20 protein-coding genes are annotated in these 20,398 nt (G+C 56.5%); 15 read left to right on the top strand and 5 right to left on the bottom strand.

The window, feature by feature from the left end:
• The first annotated feature begins 246 nt into the window (after positions 1 to 246).
• Genes K5Y32_RS18130 through K5Y32_RS18140 form a run of 3 tightly spaced genes read left to right on the top strand, consistent with a single transcriptional unit; the run spans position 247 to position 6,109 of the window.
• Positions 247 to 1,986, top strand: coding sequence for an autotransporter assembly complex family protein (locus K5Y32_RS18130; RefSeq protein ID WP_192236143.1), 1,740 nt, complete (start codon positions 247 to 249; stop codon positions 1,984 to 1,986).
• Complete coding sequence (locus K5Y32_RS18135; protein WP_222185344.1) at positions 1,983 to 5,753, top strand: translocation/assembly module TamB domain-containing protein; 3,771 nt, start codon at positions 1,983 to 1,985, stop codon at positions 5,751 to 5,753. Before K5Y32_RS18130 ends, K5Y32_RS18135 begins: the two co-directional genes overlap by 4 nt.
• Before the next feature lie 2 nt (positions 5,754 to 5,755).
• Complete coding sequence (locus K5Y32_RS18140; protein ID WP_101762883.1) at positions 5,756 to 6,109, top strand: gamma-glutamylcyclotransferase; 354 nt, start codon at positions 5,756 to 5,758, stop codon at positions 6,107 to 6,109.
• A 53-nt stretch (positions 6,110 to 6,162) separates the two neighbouring features.
• Here the strand turns inward: K5Y32_RS18140 and ppa are convergent, their stop codons facing one another.
• The 3 genes from ppa to K5Y32_RS18155 all read right to left on the bottom strand — a co-directional run bounded on the left by ppa (position 6,163) and on the right by K5Y32_RS18155 (position 7,727).
• Positions 6,163 to 6,693: an inorganic diphosphatase gene (gene ppa / locus K5Y32_RS18145; protein ID WP_007892166.1), complete on the bottom strand. Its 531-nt coding sequence runs from the start codon at positions 6,691 to 6,693 to the stop codon at positions 6,163 to 6,165.
• Between the two features lie 100 nt (positions 6,694 to 6,793).
• Positions 6,794 to 7,243: a DUF441 domain-containing protein gene (locus K5Y32_RS18150; protein WP_064738397.1), complete on the bottom strand. Its 450-nt coding sequence runs from the start codon at positions 7,241 to 7,243 to the stop codon at positions 6,794 to 6,796.
• A 70-nt stretch (positions 7,244 to 7,313) separates the two neighbouring features.
• Complete coding sequence (locus K5Y32_RS18155) at positions 7,314 to 7,727, bottom strand: lysozyme inhibitor LprI family protein (RefSeq protein WP_101762885.1); 414 nt, start codon at positions 7,725 to 7,727, stop codon at positions 7,314 to 7,316.
• 169 nt (positions 7,728 to 7,896) lie between these two features.
• Between K5Y32_RS18155 and K5Y32_RS18160 the strand changes: the two genes are divergently transcribed.
• On the top strand, positions 7,897 to 9,468 hold the full coding sequence (locus K5Y32_RS18160) for a methyl-accepting chemotaxis protein (protein WP_222185345.1): 1,572 nt from the start codon (positions 7,897 to 7,899) through the stop codon (positions 9,466 to 9,468).
• 51 nt (positions 9,469 to 9,519) lie between these two features.
• Here the strand turns inward: K5Y32_RS18160 and fbp are convergent, their stop codons facing one another.
• Positions 9,520 to 10,527, bottom strand: a complete 1,008-nt coding sequence (gene fbp, locus K5Y32_RS18165; protein WP_222185346.1) for a class 1 fructose-bisphosphatase — start codon at positions 10,525 to 10,527, stop codon at positions 9,520 to 9,522.
• Positions 10,528 to 10,693: 166 nt separating this feature from the next.
• On the opposite strand from fbp, the gene mpl reads away from it, so the two are divergent.
• Entirely contained in the window at positions 10,694 to 12,049 is a 1,356-nt protein-coding gene (gene mpl / locus K5Y32_RS18170; protein WP_222185347.1) for a UDP-N-acetylmuramate:L-alanyl-gamma-D-glutamyl-meso-diaminopimelate ligase, read from the top strand.
• Between the two features lie 86 nt (positions 12,050 to 12,135).
• Here mpl and yjgA read toward each other — a convergent pair whose 3' ends face one another.
• On the bottom strand, positions 12,136 to 12,678 hold the full coding sequence (yjgA, locus tag K5Y32_RS18175; RefSeq protein ID WP_179452057.1) for a ribosome biogenesis factor YjgA: 543 nt from the start codon (positions 12,676 to 12,678) through the stop codon (positions 12,136 to 12,138).
• A 116-nt stretch (positions 12,679 to 12,794) separates the two neighbouring features.
• Here yjgA and pmbA point away from each other — a divergent pair, with 116 nt between their 5' ends.
• The 10 genes from pmbA (at position 12,795) to K5Y32_RS18225 (ending at position 20,395) form a co-directional block, all read left to right on the top strand.
• Positions 12,795 to 14,135 (top strand): metalloprotease PmbA, encoded by a 1,341-nt coding sequence (gene pmbA, locus K5Y32_RS18180; protein ID WP_110867418.1) that lies wholly within the window; start codon positions 12,795 to 12,797, stop codon positions 14,133 to 14,135.
• Between the two features lie 72 nt (positions 14,136 to 14,207).
• A complete protein-coding gene (gene cybC, locus K5Y32_RS18185) occupies positions 14,208 to 14,597 on the top strand; it encodes a cytochrome b562 (RefSeq protein ID WP_110867416.1) in 390 nt (129 codons plus the stop codon).
• 253 nt (positions 14,598 to 14,850) lie between these two features.
• Positions 14,851 to 15,189 (top strand): glycine dehydrogenase, encoded by a 339-nt coding sequence (locus tag K5Y32_RS18190; RefSeq protein ID WP_222185348.1) that lies wholly within the window; start codon positions 14,851 to 14,853, stop codon positions 15,187 to 15,189.
• A gap of 17 nt (positions 15,190 to 15,206) precedes the next feature.
• On the top strand, positions 15,207 to 15,563 hold the full coding sequence (locus K5Y32_RS18195; protein ID WP_008103553.1) for an SFCGS family glycine-rich protein: 357 nt from the start codon (positions 15,207 to 15,209) through the stop codon (positions 15,561 to 15,563).
• A 2-nt stretch (positions 15,564 to 15,565) separates the two neighbouring features.
• A complete protein-coding gene (locus tag K5Y32_RS18200) occupies positions 15,566 to 15,862 on the top strand; it encodes a DUF4312 family protein (protein ID WP_137386587.1) in 297 nt (98 codons plus the stop codon).
• A gap of 27 nt (positions 15,863 to 15,889) precedes the next feature.
• Positions 15,890 to 16,666 (top strand): DUF4311 domain-containing protein, encoded by a 777-nt coding sequence (locus tag K5Y32_RS18205; RefSeq protein WP_007892190.1) that lies wholly within the window; start codon positions 15,890 to 15,892, stop codon positions 16,664 to 16,666.
• 12 nt (positions 16,667 to 16,678) lie between these two features.
• On the top strand, positions 16,679 to 17,326 hold the full coding sequence (locus K5Y32_RS18210; protein ID WP_222185349.1) for a DUF4310 family protein: 648 nt from the start codon (positions 16,679 to 16,681) through the stop codon (positions 17,324 to 17,326).
• Between the two features lie 96 nt (positions 17,327 to 17,422).
• Complete coding sequence (locus tag K5Y32_RS18215; protein WP_222185350.1) at positions 17,423 to 18,556, top strand: amidohydrolase/deacetylase family metallohydrolase; 1,134 nt, start codon at positions 17,423 to 17,425, stop codon at positions 18,554 to 18,556.
• Positions 18,540 to 19,661, top strand: a complete 1,122-nt coding sequence (locus K5Y32_RS18220) for a DgaE family pyridoxal phosphate-dependent ammonia lyase (RefSeq protein ID WP_222185351.1) — start codon at positions 18,540 to 18,542, stop codon at positions 19,659 to 19,661. The genes K5Y32_RS18215 and K5Y32_RS18220 overlap by 17 nt, the downstream gene beginning before the upstream one ends.
• Positions 19,658 to 20,395 carry a KDGP aldolase family protein gene (locus K5Y32_RS18225; protein WP_222185352.1) on the top strand — a complete coding sequence of 246 codons (738 nt, stop codon included), beginning with the start codon at positions 19,658 to 19,660 and terminating at the stop codon, positions 20,393 to 20,395. The genes K5Y32_RS18220 and K5Y32_RS18225 overlap by 4 nt, the downstream gene beginning before the upstream one ends.
• The last annotated feature ends 3 nt before the right edge of the window (positions 20,396 to 20,398 follow it).

Genomic DNA, 20,398 nt, shown 5'->3' on the forward strand with positions numbered 1-20,398 from the left:
ATAGGCGCGCATCAGGGGGTCGGATTAATCTGAGTGAGCGTCATTCGCGAGCTTAAGAATCGCCTTGGTTGTTGTATCGTTTAGCACATTTACCCACAATAGGTCACAATTTGGCTTAGTCGCTGAATTTGCGCCAGTGGGGGGAAAAGAGCGGCTATGCTGATGGGTAAACGCGCGCTGGTGATACCTTTCCAGAGAATAAACGCCCCTGCGGAATAGGGGCCGGCATTATTAACAGGAGTACGTGTGCCACGATTTCATATTTATTGTTTGGCCAGCCTGTTGCTTGCTGCACCTGCCGTTGAGGCAGCAAAAGTGCGCTTGCAGCTGGACGGTCTTAGCGGGGATTTGCAAAAGAACGTCAGGGCACGCTTGTCCACCATCGGCAGTGACGAGGTGTCGAACGACGGCCGTTTCCGCGCGCGCGTTGCGGAAGCGATCAAAGAAGGCCTGCGGGCGCTGGGTTATTACGAACCGGAGATCGATTTTGAATCGCGCCCGGCACCGCCGCAAGGTGGTCGTCCGGTATTGATCGCACACGTTAAGCCCGGCGAACCGGTCAAGATCGGCGGCAGCACCATTGTGATCGAAGGTGAAGCCCGCACCGACAAGGATTATCAAGCCTGGGTCAAACAGGGCACGCCGAAAGTCGGCACCCAGCTGAATCACGGCGCCTATGACAAATTTAAAAACGGCTTCTCCAGCCTGGCATTGCGTAATGGTTACTTCGACGGTGACTTTAAGCAAAGCCAGCTTGGCGTTTCGGTTGAACGGCGCGAAGCCTTCTGGGACATCAATTACGATAGCGGCCCGCGCTACCGTTTTGGTGATGTCGGTTTCCAGGGCTCGCAAATCGACGAAGCCTATCTGCAAAATCTGGTGCCGTTCAAAAAGGGCGATTACTACAGCTCGCGCGATCTGGCCGAACTTAACCGCCGCTTGTCGGCGACCGGCTGGTTCAACTCGGTGGTGGTCGCGCCTGAGTTTGATAAAGGCCGTCAAAGCAAAGTGCTGCCGCTAAATGCGGTGGTATCGCCACGCGTGGAAAACACTATTGAAACCGGCGTCGGTTACTCCACCGATGTCGGGCCGCGCATTAAAGGCACGTGGAAAAAACCGTGGATTAACAGCAGCGGCCACAGCCTGGCCGCCAGCGCCTACGTTTCTGCGCCGGAGCAACAGCTCGATCTCAGCTACAAAGTCCCGCTGCTGAAAAGTCCGCTGGAGCAGTATTACACCTTCTCCGGCGGCGTGAAGCGTACCGATCTCAACGACACCAAAGCCGATACCACCACGCTGGCGATGTCGCGAAACTGGGACAGCAGCAGCGGCTGGCAGAAGGCAATCAACCTGCGCTGGAGCCTCGATCACTTTACCCAGGCCAGCGTGACCAACACCACTATGCTGCTCTATCCGGGCGTTAGCCTGAACCGCACCCGTTCGCGCGGCGGTCTGATGCCGACGTGGGGTGATTCGCAGCGCTACTCGGTCGACGTGTCGGATACCACATGGGGTTCGGACGTTGATTTCGTCATCATGCAGGCGCAAAACGTCTGGATTCGCACGCTCGCCGATAAGCATCGCTTTGTGGCGCGCGGCAATGTGGGCTGGATCGAAACCAACGACTTCGACAAAGTGCCGCCGGATCTGCGCTTCTTCGCCGGTGGCGATCGCAGCATTCGCGGCTACAAATACAAAGACGTATCGCCACGTGATGATAACGGCAAGCTGACCGGCGCCTCGAAAATGGCCACCGGCTCGCTTGAATATCAATACAACGTGACCGGCAAATGGTGGGGCGCGGTGTTCGTCGATTCCGGCGAAGCGGTCAACGACATCAAGCAGAGCAACCTGAAAACCGGCGCCGGCTTCGGCGTGCGCTGGTCTTCTCCGGTCGGGCCGATCAAGTTTGATATCGCGCGGCCGATTGGCGACGACAAGGAGCATGGATTGCAATTTTATGTAGGATTGGGGCCTGAACTATGAAGCTGTGGAAAAAGGTCCTGATTGGCATCGGTATTTTTCTGGTGCTGCTGTTGGGCAGCATCGCGTTTCTGGTGGGCACCACGCCGGGTTTGCATCTGCTGCTGAAAGGCGCCGATCGCTGGGTGCCAGGTTTGTCGATCAAACAGGTGGAAGGTGGCTGGCGCGATCTAACGCTAAGCGGCGTGAAGTATGAAATGCCGGGCGTCAGTGTGGATGCCGGACGTTTCCACCTGGCGCTGAATCTCAACTGCCTGCTGCATTCGTCGGTGTGTGTCAATGACATCGCGCTGCAGGATGTCAGCGTGGTGGTCGATAGCAAAAAAATGGCACCGGCCAGCGCACCGCCGCCGGAAGAGGAGAGCGGCAGCACCAATCTCAGCACGCCGTATCCCATCACGCTCAGCAAAGTCGGCCTGCATAACATCAACGTAAAAGTGGATGACACCGCAATTTCCCTGCTCGACTTCACCAGCGGCCTGCAGTGGCAGGATCGCGCACTGACGCTGACGCCAACCCATATCCAAAGCCTGCTGATCGCGCTGCCGAAAGCGGCCAAAGTGGTTGATGAGCAAGTGGTGCAGCCAAAAGTGCAGCAGCCGCAGCCGGATGAACAGCCGCTGGGCGAAACGCTGCAGGCGATGTTCGCTAAGCCGCTGTTACCAGATATGCCGGACTTCCAGCTGCCGCTGGATATCACCGTGCAGGAACTGCTCGGCGAACAGCTGCGCATCACCGGCGACACCGACATATCAATCACGCGTCTGCTGTTAAAAGCCAAAACCGCCGATCGTCATCTGCAGCTGGAAACCTTCGATATCGATTCGCCGCAAGGGCAGGTGAACGCCAGCGGTGAAGCGACCTTGGCCGATAACTGGCCGGTGAATTTTGCGCTGAACGGCACGCTCAATCTCGACCCGGTCAAGGGCGAGAAGATCAAAATGAACCTTGCAGGCGCGATGCGTGACGAGCTGAAGCTCGGGCTGAATCTTTCCGGTCCGGTGCGTGCGCAGCTGGATGCGACCACGCAGCCTGCGGTCGCTGGTTTGCCGCTGGCGCTAAAACTCACCAGCCCGCAGCTGCGCTGGCCGCTCACCGGCGCGGTGCAGTATCAGGCGGATAATCTCGATTATCAGTTCAAAGGCAAAGCCACCGATTACGTGATGTCGCTGCGCACTGCGGTGAAAGGCGAAGGCGTGCCGCCTGCCACCATTGCGCTGGACGGCAAAGGCAACGAGCAGCAGTTCAATCTTGATAAGCTGCGCGTGGCGGCGCTGCAGGGCAATATTGATCTAACGGCGCTGGTGGACTGGAGCAAAGCCATCAGTTGGCGCAGTGAATTAACGCTTTCCGGCATCAACACCGCCAAACAGTATCCGGATTGGCCGGCGAAGCTGGATGGCAAAATTGCCACGCGCGGCAGCTTGTACGGCGGAACCTGGCAGCTCAGCGTGCCGCAGCTGGAGCTGAAAGGTAACGTTAAGCAGAACGCGGTGAGCGCCAAAGGTACGTTGAGCGGCAACAGCTACAACCAGTGGAAAGTGCCTGGCCTTAACATTGCGCTGGGCCGCAACCATCTGGACGTGAAGGGCGAGCTGGGCGACACGCTCAATCTCGACGCTAACATTGATGCGCCAAATCTGGATAACGCGCTGCCGGGCCTGGGCGGCGTCGCCAAAGGCACCATTAAAGCGCGCGGCACCTTACAGGCGCCGCAGCTGCTGGCCGATCTCACGGCTACCGGTTTGCGCTGGCAGCAGCTGCAGATCCGTCGCGTGGCGTTGCAGGGCGATGTGAAATCCAGCGATCAGATCGCCGGTAAGCTGCAACTGCGCGTGGAACAGCTGCGGCAGGACGCGCTGAAAGTGAACCTGTTAACGCTGAACGCCGACGGCAACGAAAAGCAGCATCAGCTTAAGCTCGAGGTACAGGGCGAACCGGTTTCCGGTCAGCTGGCGCTGAACGGCAGCTTTGATCGCAAAACCGAGCGCTGGCAGGGCAATCTCAACAACACGCGTTTCGACACGCCGATAGGCGAATGGCGACTGACGCGGGCGATGGCGATTGATTACCTCAACAGCAAGCAGACCGCCACCATTGGGCCGCACTGCTGGCAGAACCCGAACGCGCAGCTGTGCGTACCGGAACCGATTGAAGCCGGTGCCAGCGGACATGCGCATGTGGTGCTCAATCGCTTCGATTTGGCGATGATCAAACCGTTCCTCACCGATGCCACCAAACTGAACGGCGTGTTCAGTGGTGATGCGCGCGTTAACTGGACTGCCGACGGCGCGCTGCCAACCGGCACCTTAGCGCTGAAAGGCAGCGGCGTGAAAGTGGAGCAGGACGTGCAGGGTAACAGCTTGCCTATCGCCTTCGACACGTTAAACCTGAATGCGGCGCTGCGTAACGGTCGCGCCCAGCTTGACTGGCTGATCCATATCGTCAATAACGGCCAGCTGAGCGGCAACGTGCAGATCGCCGATCCTGAGAACCGTCGTCAGCTGTCGGGTAACATCGGCATCAGCAATATTTCGCTGGCGATGTTGAATCCGGCGCTGATGCAGGGCGAGAAGATCAAAGGCAACCTGAACAGCAGCCTGCGCCTTGGCGGCACATTGCAGCAGCCGCAGGTGTTTGGTCAGTTGGGGCTGAGCGATGTGGATGTCGATGGCAGCTTTATGCCGGTCGATCTCACCGCCGCCAATCTCAACATGGTGTTCAACGGCATGAGCTCAACGCTCAACGGCATGATTCAGACGGCGCAGGGCAATCTTAACCTGAGCGGTAACGCCGACTGGAGCCAGCTGGATAACTGGCGTGCGCGCGTGGCTGCACAAGGCAGCCGCATCCGCGTCACCGTGCCGCCGATGGTGCGCATGGATGTTTCGCCGGATCTGGTGTTTGAAGCCACGCCAGCCGCGTTCAGCCTCGACGGCAAAGTGGATATTCCGTGGGCGCGCATTACCGTGCAGGAAGTGCCGGAAAGCGCCACCGGCGTCTCCTCTGATGAAGTGATGCTGGATCAAAATCTCAAGCCGATTCAGCCGAAAACTGCAGCGATCCCGATCAACAGCAATTTGGTGATCCACGTCGGCAATGATGTGCGGCTCTCGGCCTTTGGTCTCAAAGCCAAGCTGAATGGCGATCTCAAACTGGTGCAGGATAAAAATGGCTTAGGCTTAAACGGCCAGATCAACATCCCATCCGGCCGCTTCCACGCTTATGGTCAGGATCTGGTGGTGCGTAAAGGTGAGCTGCAATTCGCCGGACCGCCGGACCAGCCTTACGTTAATCTCGAGGCGATCCGTAATCCTGAGGCCACTGAAGATGATGTCACCGCCGGATTACGGGTAACCGGGTTGGCGGATGAGCCGAAAGTGGAAGTGTTCTCCGATCCGGCGATGTCGCAGCAGGAAGCGCTTTCCTACCTGTTACGTGGTCAGGGACTCAACAGCGATGGCGACAGCAACGCATTAACTTCAGCGCTTGTTGGATTGGGGGTTGCGCAAAGTGGTCAGGTTGTGGGTAAAATCGGCGAGACCTTTGGTGTCAGTAATCTCGCGGTTGATACCGCTGGCGTAGGCGATAGCCAGCAGGTGCAGGTGAGTGGTTACGTGTTACCGGGTCTACAAGTAAAATACGGTGTTGGCATATTTGATTCACTGGCGACCTTAACCTTGCGTTATCGCCTGATGCCCAAACTCTATTTAGAAGCCGTGTCGGGTCTCGATCAGGCACTGGATCTGCTCTATCAGTTTGAGTTTTAGCAATGCGAATAATTGTCTATGGCAGTTTACGGCGCAAACAGGGAAACAGTCATTGGATGACGAATGCGCAGTGGCTCGGCGACCATCAGATTGTGGGGTTTGATCTCTACAATCTGGGTCACTATCCGGGCGTGGTGGAAGGAGAAGGCAGCGTTTATTGCGAGGTGTATCGCATTGACGCCAGCACGCTCGGCGAACTTGACGCCTTGCGCACCAAAAATGGCGAATACAAACGCCAGCTTATTCAGACGCCTTACGGCAGTGCCTGGCTGTATGTCTATCAGCGTTCAGTCGCGGGTCGCACGCATATCGCGAGCGGTGACTGGTTAAGGCGAGATGGCGAAACAGAGGCATAAATAAAAACACCGTCCATTGGACGGTGTTTTTTTATGCGTGGCAGAAAAGAATCTTATTTCTTCTGCGCACGCTCGTAAGAGGCGATGATTTCAGCTTTGGCCGCTTCTGCGTTGTCCCAGCCATCAACCTTCACCCATTTGCCTTTTTCCAGATCTTTGTAGTGCTCGAAGAAGTGGGTGATCTGCGCTTTCAGCAGTTCTGGCAGGTCGTTCACATCTTTGATGTGATCGTACTCTTTGCTCAGCTTGGTGTGCGGCACCGCAACCAGTTTGGCATCTTCGCCAGACTCGTCGGTCATTTTCAGCACGCCGACGGGACGGCAGCGGATCACTGAGCCCGGCACCAGCGGATAAGGGGTTGGCACCAGCACGTCAACCGGGTCACCATCCAGAGACAGGGTGTGGTTGATGTAGCCGTAGTTGCACGGATAGAACATGGCGGTAGACATGAAACGGTCTACAAACAGGGCGCCAGACTCTTTGTCGACTTCATATTTGATCGGATCGGCGTTAGCCGGGATCTCAATGACAACGTAGATATCTTCTGGCAACTCTTTACCTGCAGGCACCTGGTTCAAACTCATCTGGCTTTCCTTCATTAGTCATATGTTGAGTGACGGCTATTATAGCCAACTGACTCTGAAAGTATGCCCCCTTTTTGGCGTTTCGGAATGCTCCAACCCGCTACTTCGCCGTGACAAACAGCGAGACGATCCCCGCCGCAATCAGTGGTCCAACCGGCACACCACGGAAGAAGGCCACGCCAATCACCGTACCAATCAACAGCCCACCAATCACCGACGGCTGCACGCTCATAAAGTTCACGCCGCGTCCGCCCAGCCAGGCAACGAAAATCCCCACCACAATCGCGATAATCGATTGCCAGTTGGCGAACGATTTCAACAGCGAAGAAGCCGGCAGCGTACCGCTGGCCAGCGGCGCCATCACCGCAACGGTGAGGATGATGATGCCAATCTGAATGCCCTGTTTTTCCACATAGGGAAAGAATTGCGACAGCGGGGTGAGCTTGATCGCCAGCAGGATCAGAATCGAGATGGTAACGGCGCTGTTATGAACGAAATAGCTGAGGACGGCGAGGCAAACAAGAATGATGGTGGAGGCATAAGCAGCCATGGTTTCTCCCTGCAGATTAATGGGCGCGCTGGCCGATGCCAGCGCTAAGCGTATTAAACGCTTACATTAATCAACAATCGTCGGGGTTGGCGCAACTGCCTTTGTTAATTGATTGCAACATCAGCGCCTGATTACGCACCAGACTGACGCCCTGCGCACCAACTGACAACGCGGCCATCGTGCCCTGGCTGCTAACAAAATAGCTGCGGCTGGCATCCAGCCAACTGTCGCGATAGGTCAGCCACGCGCGCTGAGCACTGCGCAATTTGTCTTTAGGCGCGCCGGTTAATTTTTTCATCGCTTGGGTGTACTGCGCGTTCATCTCTTTATCCCAGGCTTTATTGGCGGTGCCGTAGCATTGAGACATACCGGCGGTGCTGGATTCCTTATTCAGACACTGATCGAGCTGCTGATCGATAGGGTTTTGTTGCGCCGCCGCAAAACCGCTGACCAACAAACACGCCATCGGGAGCCATTTTTTCATCGTTTCAATCCTTAAATTTTGCTGAGGCAGAGTTCAGTAAAAGTGAAGTCTGGGTGATCGTCAGCCAATTGACCATCAACAATGGATAAAGTTTCCGCGATCAACTGCCGATAATCTTTCCGTTTTAGGGCCAGCGGATTTCTGCCTTTTCTTGCAAACGGGGATAATCATGTTCAAACAGCTATCAATTCGTACTGCATTACTCACGCTTTTGGCTTTTATGACGCTGCTGCTGCTGGCAGTCAGCGCGATGGGCATTTCTGCCATCAACGCAGGCAATCAATCACTGGATGCCATAAACCGCATTCAGGGAATCGAACTGAACAGTTTGTACCAAAGCAACGCCGATCTCATGCGCGCGCGCGGCAGCGCCGCATTGGCCGTGCGCAAAATCGAAATCGGATTACTGGATGATGGCGCCAGCGTCACCAAACAAGCTGAGGAGGATGTCACCAGCTCCCAGCGTCATCTGAAAGCCTTTATTGATGCCGGAACGGTAACGGTTCAGGGTAAAATCCTCGCCGATGCAGTGGCTACTTCGTTCGCGGCCTATCACAAGGGCGCCATCGTGCCGATGATGGATGCGTTACAAAAGCAGTATACCGATGAATATTATCAGGTTTTGGAAGGCAATCTTTCAACGCTGGCAAGCAACTACGCGAAAGCAGTGCATGATTTTGGCGTTTATGCTGATGAAGTCTCAGCTTCGCGCCTGGCGCAAGCTGCACGCAATGAACTGCAGATGAAAATCATGATTGGTGTGGCGATGGCGTTGACGCTACTGCTGATCGTCATTGCCTGGCAACTGCTGCGTCGTCTGCTGCTGCGTCCACTCGATGGCGCGATTGTGCATCTGGAGCAAATTGCGGCCGGCGATTTATCCCAGCCGCTGCCCGCAGCCGGAAAGAGTGAATTAGGCCGTCTCAATCAGGCGCTGGCGAATATGCAGCTGGCGCTCAGCAGTTCGGTCAGTCAGGTGCGCGAAGCCAGCTTGCAGATTGACGTGGGAAGCCGCGAGTTAGCGGCGGGCACCGTGCATCTCTCGCAGCGTACCGAAGAGTCCGCCGCTTCGCTGGAGCAAACCGCGGCCAGCATGGAACAGCTCACCGCCACCGTGCGTCTCAATGCCAGCAACGCCAAAGAGGCCAATCAGCTCGCCAGCAATGTCTCCGACAGTGCCGATCGCGGTGCCGAAGTGGTCGGCTACGTGATGGAGAAGATGCAGGAGATCACCCAAAGCGCCAATCGCATTGGCGACATCCTCAGCGTGATTGATGGCATTGCCTTCCAGACCAACATCCTGGCACTGAACGCTGCGGTTGAAGCCGCGCGTGCCGGTGAACAAGGGCGCGGTTTTGCCGTGGTCGCTAATGAAGTGCGCACGCTGGCTGGTCGCAGCGCCACCGCCGCCAAAGAGATCCGCGAGCTCATCGCAGAATCGCAGACGCGGGTGCAAGAGGGCAGCGATATGGCCACGCGCGCTGGCGAAACCATGGATGAGATTTCAAGCGAAGTGATGCGCGTGACTACGCTGATGAAAGAGATCTCCATTGCTTCGGAAGAGCAGAGTCGCGGTATCGAGCAGGTGAATCAGGCGGTGACGCAGATGGATGAAGCCGCGCAGCAGAACGCCGCGTTAGTCGAAGAAGCCAGCGCTGCCACCCAATCGCTGGAAGCGCAGTCACAGCAGTTGCAGGATTCGATGGCGCAATTCCGTGTAGTCGCGTCTCTGCCTTCGTAGGCAGCAACAAAAAGCCCGCACGGAGGCGGGCTTTGCACAGCGGGAAAAGACTTAGGCTGAATGGTCGTCCGGATATTCACGGATAAAGCGTTCAACGTCGCCTACCATTGCGTCGTTGCCGCAGAAGAACGGGCAGCGCTGATGCAGCATTTCTGGCTGGATGTCGAGGATGCGATTGGCACCATCGCTGGCTTTACCGCCCGCTTGCTCCGCCAGGAAGGCCATTGGGTTGCATTCGTACAGCAGACGCAGCTTGCCTTTCGGGTGGCTGGCGGTGCTTGGATAGAGATAGATGCCGCCTTTCAGCAGGTTACGGTGGAAGTCGGCCACCAGTGAACCAATGTAGCGCGAGGTATACGGGCGCTTGGTGGCGATATCTTCTTCCTGACAGAACTTCAGGTATTTCTTCACACCCTGCGGGAAGCGAATGTAGTTACCTTCGTTGATCGAGTAGGTGTAACCCTTCTCCGGGAAGGTCATGCGCTCGTGGCTCAGGCAGAATACGCCGAGCGACGGATCGTAAGTAAACGCATGCACGCCCACGCCAGTGGTGTAAACCATCATGGTCGAAGAACCGTAAACCACATAACCCGCAGCAACCTGCTTGTTGCCCGGCTGCATGAAGTCGGCTTCGGTGATTGGCGTGCCCGGCTCGCTGATGCGATGGTAGATAGAGAAAATGGTGCCGACGGAAACGTTAACGTCGATGTTTGAAGAACCGTCCAGCGGATCCATTAATACAACGTATTTGCCATTCTCTGAGCCTTCAAAGATGACGAACTCGTCTTCTTCTTCCGACGCGATACCGGCCACCACGCCGCGCGCTTTCAGGGCGGCTTTCAGCTTTTCGTTGGCAAACAGATCAAGCTTCATCTGCTGCTCACCCTGCACGTTTTCCACGCCGCTGGCACCCAGAATATCCACCAGACCCGCTTTGTTAATGTCGCGGTGGATAATTTTAGCGCCAAGCTTAATGGAAGAAATCAGCGCCGTCAGTTCACCTGTGGCGTGTGGAAAGTCGTGTTGCTTCTCGACGATGAATTCGCCTAACGTTTTCATAACACATTCCCTGCATCTACGATGGAGTGGCAGCAGCTGTAACAAGCTACCAACGTATGAGCGCAGTTTAGCCGATTGAACTTTAAAAACCATAGTCCTAATCCGTTTCTTCCCTCTCAACTCGGCGTTACACTGTGCGCCGAACTTTTGAGTAATGGATCTCTTTATGCGTATTCACATCCTCGGGATTTGTGGCACTTTCATGGGCGGACTGGCGATGCTGGCGCGCTCGCTGGGACACGAAGTGACCGGCTCAGACGCCAATGTCTATCCGCCGATGAGCACGTTGCTGGAACAGCAAGGCATTGAATTGACTGAAGGTTACGATGCCAGCCAGCTCGATCCGCAACCGGATCTGGTGATCATTGGTAACGCGATGACGCGCGGCAATCCTTGTGTCGAAGCGGTACTGGAACGCAACATTCCTTACCTCTCCGGCCCGCAATGGCTGCACGATTTCGTCCTGCGCGATCGTTGGGTGCTGGCGGTGGCGGGAACCCACGGCAAAACCACCACAGCCGGCATGGCAGCGTGGATTCTCGAGGCCTGCGGCCTGGAACCGGGCTTTATCATTGGTGGTGTGCCAGGAAACTTCGAGGTTTCGGCAAAATTAGGAAAAAGTCCATTCTTCGTCATCGAAGCGGATGAGTACGACAGCGCGTTCTTCGACAAGCGTTCCAAGTTTGTGCATTACTGCCCGCGCACGCTGATCCTCAACAACCTCGAATTCGATCACGCGGATATCTTTGACGATCTGCGCGCCATCCAGAAGCAGTTCCATCATTTGATCCGTATCGTGCCGGGCCAGGGCAAGATCCTGCTGCCGGAGCACGACAACAACATCAAGCAAGTGATGGCGATGGGCTGCTGGAGCGAGCAGGAAACCGTGGGCGATAACGGTCAATGGCAGGCGAAAAAGTTGACGCCGGACTCTTCACATTGGGAGATCTGGCTCGACGGCGAGAAAGTCGGCGAAGTGAACTGGGCGCTGGTGGGCGAGCACAACATGCACAATGGCCTGATGGCGATTGCGGCGGCGCGTCATGTTGGGGTGAAACCGGTGGATGCCGGTGAAGCGTTGAGCAGCTTCATCAATGCGCGTCGTCGTCTCGAACTGCGTGGTGAAGTGAATGCCATCAAGGTGTACGACGATTTTGCTCACCATCCTACCGCGATTCTCGCCACGCTGGCGGCGCTGCGCAGCAAAGTGGGCGGCACGGCACGCATTCTGGCGGTGCTGGAGCCGCGCTCTAATACCATGAAGATGGGCGTGAGCAAGAACGAGTTAGCGCCATCGCTGGGCCGCGCAGACGAAGTGTTCCTGTTCCAGCCGCACCATATTCCGTGGCAGGTTTCCGATGTGGCCGAGGCGTGCATTCAGCCGGCGCAGTGGAGCGCGGATATCGATACGCTGGTGGAAATGGTGGCGAAGAAAGCCCAGCCAGGCGATTCGATTCTGGTGATGAGCAACGGCGGGTTTGGTGGGATTCACCAGAAACTGCTGGAGCGGTTAGGGCGTTGATTGTGCGGTGGCCATCAATGGCCACCCTACAACGGCACATCGTAGGGTCGGCATTCATGCCGACCTTTTTCATGTCCGCAGAAAGCTTAAGCTTCTGCCAACTCGCGCAGATACTGGAAAATCAGGCGGGCGGACTTTGGTGGCTTGTTAGTGGCTTTCTCTTTCTGCGCGTTACGGATCATGCTGCGCAGTTGCTGACGATCGGCATGCGGATAGAGGTTAAACACTTCAGCGACCGCGTCATCACCTTGCTCGATCAAACGATCGCGCAAAATCTCCAGCTTATGGAACAGCGCAACCTGCTGGTTGTGACGGTTCTTCAGCTTATCCAGCGCCTGGCGAATCGGATCTTCATCGCGTGAACGCAACATCTTACCGATCAGCTGCAGCTGACGGCGACGACCTTCTTTCTTGATGCGCTGCGCCAGTTCAATCGCGTCGCGCAGTTGTTCGTCGAGAGGGATTTTGTCGAGGGAGTTTTTTCCCAACTCAACGAGCTCGGCGCCAAGGCGTTTTAGCTCTTCGGCATCGCGCTTAATTTCGCTTTTGCTGACCCAGATAATCTCTTCATCTTCTTCGTCATTATTATCCGGCACATCGTCGAGCCAGTCTTCGGGCTGCTTGGTCATCTCTTGGCTCCCTAAAAAAAAGAGGCTAATCCTACCAGTTTATCGGGCGACTGCGAAATTGTTCTCTGAGTCTGATAGACTCAATCCATTCATACTTAAGATTAGACGGCAGGTCGATGAACGTATCTACTCAGGTTGCAGAACAACGTAAAGTGTTGGAACAGGCTGTCGCGCAGGCGTTGGAATTGGCAAAAGCCAGCACCGATGGCGCTGAAGTGGCGGTCACGAAAACCACCGGCATCGGCGTCAGTACCCGCTATGGCGAAGTGGAAAACGTCGAATTCAACAGCGATGGTGCGCTCGGCATCACCGTCTACCATCAAAACCGTAAAGGCAGCGCTTCCTCCACCGATCTCAGCCCGGACGCGATTAAACGCACCGTGCAGGCGGCGATCGACATTGCGCGCTACACCTCGGTGGATCCATTTGGCGCACCGGCCGATCCCGAGTTGCTGGCGTTTGACGCGCCGGATCTCGATCTCTACCATCCGTGGGAGATCGATGCCGATCGCGCTATCGAACTGGCCGCTCAGGCGGAACAAGCGTCGTTGCAGGCCGACAAGCGCATCACCAACACCGAAGGCGGCAGCTTCAACAGCCACGTTGGTATCAAAGTGTTTGGTAACAGCCACGGCATGTTGCAGAGCTACTGCTCCAGCCGCCATTCGCTCTCCAGCTGTGTGATTGCCGAGCAGGACGGCAATATGGAGCGCGATTACGCATATACCATTGGCCGCGCTTTTGACGATCTGAAAAGCCCGGAATGGGTTGGCGCCGAGTGCGCCCGCCGCACGCTGTCGCGTCTGGCACCGCGCAAGCTTTCGACCATGAAAGCGCCGGTGATCTTCGCGCCAGAAGTGGCGACCGGTTTGTTTGGTCATCTGGTGGGCATGATCAGCGGCAGCAGCGTGTACCGCAAATCGACCTTCCTGCTTGATTCGCTCGGTAAGCAGATTCTGCCTGAGTGGCTGACCATTGAAGAGCATCCGCACCTGCTGAAAGGCCTGGCATCCACGCCGTTCGACAGCGAAGGCGTGCGCACCCAATCGCGTGACATCATTAAAGATGGCGTGCTGCAGAACTGGCTGTTGACCAGCTACTCGGCGCGCAAGCTCGGCTTGCAGAGCACCGGCCACGCAGGCGGCATCCACAACTGGCGTATTGCCGGTCAGGGCCACAGCTTTGACGACCTGCTGAAGCAGATGGGCACCGGTTTAGTGGTAACCGAGATGATGGGCTCCAGCATCAACGGCATGACCGGCGACTATTCGCGCGGCGCATCCGGTTTCTGGGTGGAAAACGGTGAGATTCAATATCCTGTGAGCGAGATCACAATCGCCGGTAATCTCAAAGAGATGTGGCTCAATATGGTAACCGTCGGTAACGACATTGAAACCCGCAGCAATATACAATGCGGATCGGTGCTGCTGCCGGAGATGAAAATCGCCGGACAATAAGAGTCATCGCTTTCTGAAAGCAGCCCGCAAGGCTGCTTTTTTTTGGCCCGACAATAATAAAAGGACATACCAATGCGTAATAAGCATGTGATTGCAGTGTTGTCGTTATCGCTGTTGTTCTCCTCGGCTAGCGTGTTTGCAGCCGATTTAGAAAAAGATATGGATACGCTCAAGGATGGTCTGAGCGTAGTGAAGAAAACCTCTGACGCGCAGGAGATGCATACCGCGTTGGGTAAGATGCGCCAGGCGGCAACGGATGCTAAGCAATCCACGCCGGAAAAACTGGAAGGTCAGGCGGCCGATAGCGCGCAGATCAAGGATTATCACGCCGGTCTGGATTCGCTGATTGCCCAGATCGATGTGGTCGATCAGCTGGCGCAAGCCAACAAGCTGGACGAAGCCAAGGCCGAAGCGAAGAAACTGGAAGATATTCGCAACGCCAACCATAAGAAATTCCGCTGATAACCCGGCCAGCCTTGTGGCTGGCCTTATTCCTCTTTGCTTTCTCTCCGTTTTAATCCGCCTAAATCCATCACTTCTCGCATTTTGTGACCTGTTTCGCACACTTCGTGCGTCCTGAGATCTGGCGCACACTCGCCCGCGGGATTTCCACTTTGAGGTGGAAAAGTTGCGACTCAACAGCCTCAAGGCGAAAGCGTACTTTCTTATCAACGAGAAATATCTGTAATTGTCCGCTGTAAACAGGAGTAACAAGGTGAGGAGTGAAGCTGTCCCGCTAAAACAGAGCACGCCGGAAGCGATCCAGGCGCTGGCGGATAAGGTGTTAAGCCAAATTGCAGCGCTCTACGCCGCGCATCACATCGAAGCCAACGCCGTGCAGCAGCAGATGCTGGCTTCGCATGTCCGGGCGATGGCATCGCGCTCTTTAACGGGTGAAGCGCTGCCGGAAGTAGAAGCTGAGCTGTTTGAAGATATCTCGCCGGAAACCATGGCGCTGGCGCAGCAGGTGGTGGATCTGTTTGGCAATCTGCCAAAAGAAGAAGCCTGGTTGTTGTCAGTCCATATCGAAGTGGCGAAATCGAACGAAGCATAAATTGCGAGGAATTGAACATGGTAACTGTAGTGATTGGCGATCGTCTGGGTAAAGGTCAGAAAGTAGCAGCGGGCATCGAGAAAGCCGGTGGTCGTGCGGTGGTGGTGCCAGGCGTGGCAGCCGACATGAAGCTGGGCGACGTGATGAAAGCGGAAAACGCCGACTTCGGTATCTCCTTCTGCGGCAGCGGCGGTGCCGGTGCGATTACCGCGCAGAACAAATATGGCTACAAAGCCAAACACGGGATGCGTTCGATTGACGAAGGCGTTACCGCCATCAATGAAGGTGCCACCGTGCTGGGCTTCGGCTTTATGGATAAAGAAGAGCTGGGTGAGCGTCTGGTGCAGGCCTGGACTAAAAAACACGGCAGCTAAGTATGAAACAGCAATACGAGACGCAGGTAACGGTGCAGGGCAAAGGCGACAGTAAAGCAAAAGCCTTTGCCGATGCGCTGAGCAAGGTGCAGCAGCAAGTGCTGCGCACCAGCCAAAAGATTCTGTTGCGCATTGAACCCATAGATGTGCGGGTGCTGCGCGCGCAGGAGAGCGTGCGCAAGGAAAAATTCTTGTTCTTCTTCCTCGCGCGTGAGCGACGGAATTACAGCGTTGAGCTGGACATTACCGTTAGCGTCACTGTGATCGACACCGACAAGGTGGATTTCATAGCGACTTAATAAAAACGACAACAAGGGTACGACGACATGTTTTTAATCATTTTGTTTAAGTCGTTAATCATTGGCGGATTGGTTGGCGTCGGGGTGGGAGCGGGCGCAGCGCGCATGTTCCACGCACCGACCACACAAGGTATGGGCGCGTTCCGTACCTTGGGAGAACTCAATTCCTGTGAAGGCGATCCGGCATCGCACTTCTCCTTTGGTCTCGGCTTCTTCTTTAACGCCTGGGCATCATCCGTGGCAGCGGGTTCCTTCACGCAGGACGTCGATCACCGCATTTTGCCGAACTGGGGCGCGGCGGCACTGATGGTGAAAAACCGCAACGTGGCGGAAACGCTGCACAACCCGAAACGCATGGCGATTGCCTGCGGCATCATCGGCATGATTGTGGTGGCCTTCCTTAACAGCACGGCATCTGCGGTTCCGGCGGCGCTGCAGGTTACCGCAGTAAAAGTGCTGGTGCCGGCGGCTAACCTGCTGGTGAACACCGTGATGCCAGTGATCTTCTGGCTGGCAGCGATTGATGCCGGTAAGAAATCCGGCTTCTGGGCCACCATCTTCGGCGGCCTGGCGCAGCTGATCATGGGTAACGCCGTACCGGGTTTGGTGCTGGGCATCCTGATCGGTAAAGGCGTGGAAGAGAGCGGCTGGAACAAAGTCACCAAGGTGATGATGTTTGCCATCGTGCTGCTGTTTGCTTTGAGCGGCTTCTTCCGCGGTTTCGACATGAAACTGCTGCAATCCTTCCAGCTGGGTATTCCGGGTTGGCTGGATATGATCCACAACAGCGTCAGCGGCAAATAAGGAGCCATCAGCATGAACGAAACCGAAAACAAAGGGTTCTGGTACGCCGACTGGTCTTTCCCGATTTTTGTTGGCCTGCTCTCCTCCGGCGTATTTGCCGGTACGCACATGTATTACCTGTACGGCATTGGTGCTTTTAACGAAGTGGCGTTTGTCTCGATGCTGCGTTCCGGTATGGAAACCGGCGTGTATGGCGCGGTGGCGGCGTTTGGTGCCAGCTTCCTGTTTGCACGCATTATCGAAGGTTCGCTGGTGGGGATTCTCGATATCGGCGGCGCGATCCAGACCGGCGTCGGCCTTGGCGTACCTGCGCTGCTGCTTGGTGCGGGCATCGTGTTCCCGGTCGCCAACTTTGCTGCCTCGCTGGCGACGGGTTTGGTGGTGGGATTGGCGATAGGTTATCTGATCATCCTGGCGCGTAAGTTCACCATCAACCAGAGCGACTCAACCTACGGCGCAGACGTGATGATGGGCGCGGGTAACGCATCGGGCCGTTTCCTCGGGCCGCTGATTATCCTGTCGGCCATGGCGGCGTCGATTCCAATTGGTCTCGGTTCGCTGGTGGGCGCGCTGCTGTTCTACCTGTGGAATAAGCCTATTACCGGCGGCGCGATTTTGGGCGCGATGGTGTTGGGTGCGATATTCCCAATCTCACTCTGATGCTGGACGGTTGCCATGAATGGCGACTCTACGGCGGATTGGAGCGATTTTCGTAGGGTGCGCATTTATGCGCACCTTAATGAGTAAGGAGTAAGCATGTTTGATCTGATTCTGCGCCGCGCACGTCTGTGCGACGAACTGCTGGTGGATATTGCCATCCAGCACGGCAAAATTGCCGCCGTCGGCGAGGTGAGCGGCCCGGCACAGCAGGAGCGCGATCTCGCGGGACGTTACTACGTCAGCGCTGGCTGGATTGACAGCCACGTGCACTGTTATCCCAAATCCCCGATTTATCACGACGACGCCGACACCATTGGCATGGCGCAAGGCGTCACCACGGTGGTGGATGCCGGCAGCACCGGCGCTGATGACATCGACGACTTTTATCAGCTCACGCGTTCGGCTATCACCGAAGTACGCGCGCTGATCAACATCTCGCGCACCGGCATCGTGACGCAAAACGAGCTGGCCGATATGGCGCAGATCGATAGCGATGCGGTGGTGCAGGCGGTGAAACGCCGTCCTGACTTTATTGTCGGCCTGAAAGCGCGCATGAGCAGCAGCGTGGTGGGCGAGAACGGCATTCAACCGCTGGTGCGGGCCAAGGCGATTCAGCAGGCAGCCGGCAACTTGCCGCTGATGGTGCACATCGGCAACAACCCGCCGGTGCTGGAAGAGATCGCCGATCTGCTGACCTCCGGCGACATCATTACCCACTGCTTTAACGGCAAGCCGAACCGTATCTTGTCGCCGCAGGGCGAGCTGAAAGCGGCGGTGAAAAATGCCATCGCGCGCGGCGTGAAATTGGATATCGGCCACGGCGGTGCCAGCTTCAGTTTTGAGGTGGCGCGTCAGGCGATTACGCAGGGCATTCTGCCCGACACCATCAGCTCCGACATTTACTGTCGCAACCGCATCAACGGCCCGGTTCACAGCCTGGCGCACGTGATGTCGAAATTCTTCAGCATTGGCATGACACTGCCGCAAATCATCGAGTGCGTCACCGTTAATGCCGCTGCTGGCCTGCGTCTGGCGGGCAAAGGGCGCTTAACCGCCGGTTATGACGCCGACCTGACCATTTTTACCGTCAAAGAGGAAGCCCGCCCGTTCGTCGATGCTGAAGGCGAGCGGGTGATGGGTGAGCAACATTTGCTGCCGCTGGCCGTGGTTATCGCGGGTCACTGGCATCTGACTGATGAAGGGAAAGCGAATCATGTCTTCGATTTATGAAAAATATGACCTGAAACAGGTCATCAACGCCTCGGGCCGCATGACCATTCTCGGCGTCTCCACGCCGTCTGCGGATGTGGTGGATACCGTCAGCTACGGTCTGAATCACTATTTCGAGATGAAAGATCTGGTCAACAAGACCGGCGCTTACATCGCCAAACTGCTGGATGTGGAGAGCGCGGTGGTGGTGGCGTGCGCCTCGGCGGGCATTGCGCAGAGCGTGGCGGCGGTGATTGTTAAAGATAACGACTGGCTGCTGGAGAACCTGCACGCCGCGCCGCTCAGCGTGCCGCACGATATCGTGGTGCCAAAAGGGCACAACGTGAACTTCGGCGCGCCGGTTGGCACGATGGTGGCGCTGGGCGGCGGGCGTTTGATCGAAGCCGGTTACAGCAACGAATGTTCGCCAGAGCAGTTGGCGGCGGCAATCACGCCGACCACGGCGGCGCTGATGTACATCAAATCGCACCACTGCGTGCAGAAAAGCCATCTTAGCGTGGAGCAGGCAGCGGTAGTGGCGCGCAAGCACGGCATTCCACTGATCGTTGATGCGGCAGCGGAAGAAGATTTGCAGTGCTACTACCAAATGGGCGCGGATCTGGTGATTTACAGCGGCGCCAAGGCGATTGAAGGGCCGACCAGCGGCTTAGTGATTGGTCGCACGCAATACGTTGAGTGGGTGAAGCGTCAGAGCAACGGCATTGGCCGCGCGATGAAAGTCGGCAAAGAGGGCATTCTCGGCCTGACGCAGGCGATTGAAAACTATCTGGTGCAGCCAAAAACCACCGGCGCCGAGATGGTGGCCAACATGACGCCGTTTATCGACAACCTCAACACGCTGAACGGCGTCACCGCCCGCGTGGTGTGGGATGCCGCCGGACGCGATATTGCGCGTGCCGAGATCAAGTTTGATGAAGCGGTCACCGGCTGGCCGACTGGCGAACTGGTGCAGGCGTTGAAAACTGGCGACATCGCCATCTATTTCCGTGGCTACAAAGCCAACGAAGGCATTATCGAAGCCGATGTGCGCAGCGTTAGCGCCGATCAGCTGCACATCATCTTTAGCGCTATTCAGGCGTTGATCAGCGGAGGAAAACGCGCATGAGTCTGAACCCGAATTTCTATCAGGATCGCCTGTGCCTTAACGTGCTGGCCGGTTCGAAGCAGAACGCCAAAGCGATCTGGCAGGCGGCTGAAGGTCATGTGCTGGTGGGCGTGCTGTCAAAAAACTACGCCAGCAACGAAGAAGCCATTGCCGATATGCGCGAGTATGCGGCGCTGATCGACAATGCGTTATCCGTGGGTTTGGGCGCGGGCGATCCCAACCAGTCGGCGATGGTGAGTGAGATCTCGGCGGTGCTGCAACCGCAGCACGTCAATCAGGTCTTCACCGGCGTGGCGACCAGCCGTGCGCTGCTCGGCCAGAATCAAACCGTGGTAAACGGTTTGATTTCACCGACCGGCACGCCGGGCCTGGTGAAAATCTCCACCGGACCGCGCAGCTCGAAGAGCGCCGACGCGATTGTACCGATCGACAGCGCCATTGCCATGTTGCAGGACATGGGCGGCAGCTCGGTGAAATACTTCCCGATGGGCGGCCTGAAAGCGGTGAATGAGTATCGCGCGGTGGCGGAAGCCTGCGCGCGTCACGACTTCTGGCTGGAACCCACCGGCGGCATCGATCTCAATAACTTCGAAGAGATTGTGCGTATTGCGCTCGATGCAGGCGTTAGCAAAGTGATCCCGCACGTTTACAGTTCGATTATCGATAGCGCAAGCGGCGACACGCGCATTGACGATGTACGTCAGCTTCTGGCAACGTGCAAGAAACTGCTGTAACAA

This window comes from Pantoea sp. DY-15, from assembly GCF_019795935.1.
Taxonomy (GTDB): domain Bacteria; phylum Pseudomonadota; class Gammaproteobacteria; order Enterobacterales; family Enterobacteriaceae; genus Pantoea; species Pantoea leporis.

What these genes read in the sequence shown, in the direction of transcription:
- K5Y32_RS18135 (WP_222185344.1), top strand. Translation starts at nt 1,983, where the DNA reads ATGAAGCTGTGGAAAAAGGTCCTGATTGGCATCGGTATTTTTCTGGTG.
- K5Y32_RS18140 (WP_101762883.1), top strand. Translation starts at nt 5,756, where the DNA reads ATGCGAATAATTGTCTATGGCAGTTTACGGCGCAAACAGGGAAACAGT.
- ppa (WP_007892166.1), bottom strand. Translation starts at nt 6,693, where the DNA reads ATGAGTTTGAACCAGGTGCCTGCAGGTAAAGAGTTGCCAGAAGATATC.
- K5Y32_RS18150 (WP_064738397.1), bottom strand. Translation starts at nt 7,243, where the DNA reads ATGGCTGCTTATGCCTCCACCATCATTCTTGTTTGCCTCGCCGTCCTC.
- K5Y32_RS18155 (WP_101762885.1), bottom strand. Translation starts at nt 7,727, where the DNA reads ATGAAAAAATGGCTCCCGATGGCGTGTTTGTTGGTCAGCGGTTTTGCG.
- K5Y32_RS18160 (WP_222185345.1), top strand. Translation starts at nt 7,897, where the DNA reads ATGTTCAAACAGCTATCAATTCGTACTGCATTACTCACGCTTTTGGCT.
- fbp (WP_222185346.1), bottom strand. Translation starts at nt 10,527, where the DNA reads ATGAAAACGTTAGGCGAATTCATCGTCGAGAAGCAACACGACTTTCCA.
- mpl (WP_222185347.1), top strand. Translation starts at nt 10,694, where the DNA reads ATGCGTATTCACATCCTCGGGATTTGTGGCACTTTCATGGGCGGACTG.
- yjgA (WP_179452057.1), bottom strand. Translation starts at nt 12,678, where the DNA reads ATGACCAAGCAGCCCGAAGACTGGCTCGACGATGTGCCGGATAATAAT.
- pmbA (WP_110867418.1), top strand. Translation starts at nt 12,795, where the DNA reads ATGAACGTATCTACTCAGGTTGCAGAACAACGTAAAGTGTTGGAACAG.
- cybC (WP_110867416.1), top strand. Translation starts at nt 14,208, where the DNA reads ATGCGTAATAAGCATGTGATTGCAGTGTTGTCGTTATCGCTGTTGTTC.
- K5Y32_RS18195 (WP_008103553.1), top strand. Translation starts at nt 15,207, where the DNA reads ATGGTAACTGTAGTGATTGGCGATCGTCTGGGTAAAGGTCAGAAAGTA.
- K5Y32_RS18200 (WP_137386587.1), top strand. Translation starts at nt 15,566, where the DNA reads ATGAAACAGCAATACGAGACGCAGGTAACGGTGCAGGGCAAAGGCGAC.
- K5Y32_RS18205 (WP_007892190.1), top strand. Translation starts at nt 15,890, where the DNA reads ATGTTTTTAATCATTTTGTTTAAGTCGTTAATCATTGGCGGATTGGTT.
- K5Y32_RS18210 (WP_222185349.1), top strand. Translation starts at nt 16,679, where the DNA reads ATGAACGAAACCGAAAACAAAGGGTTCTGGTACGCCGACTGGTCTTTC.
- K5Y32_RS18215 (WP_222185350.1), top strand. Translation starts at nt 17,423, where the DNA reads ATGTTTGATCTGATTCTGCGCCGCGCACGTCTGTGCGACGAACTGCTG.
- K5Y32_RS18220 (WP_222185351.1), top strand. Translation starts at nt 18,540, where the DNA reads ATGTCTTCGATTTATGAAAAATATGACCTGAAACAGGTCATCAACGCC.
- K5Y32_RS18225 (WP_222185352.1), top strand. Translation starts at nt 19,658, where the DNA reads ATGAGTCTGAACCCGAATTTCTATCAGGATCGCCTGTGCCTTAACGTG.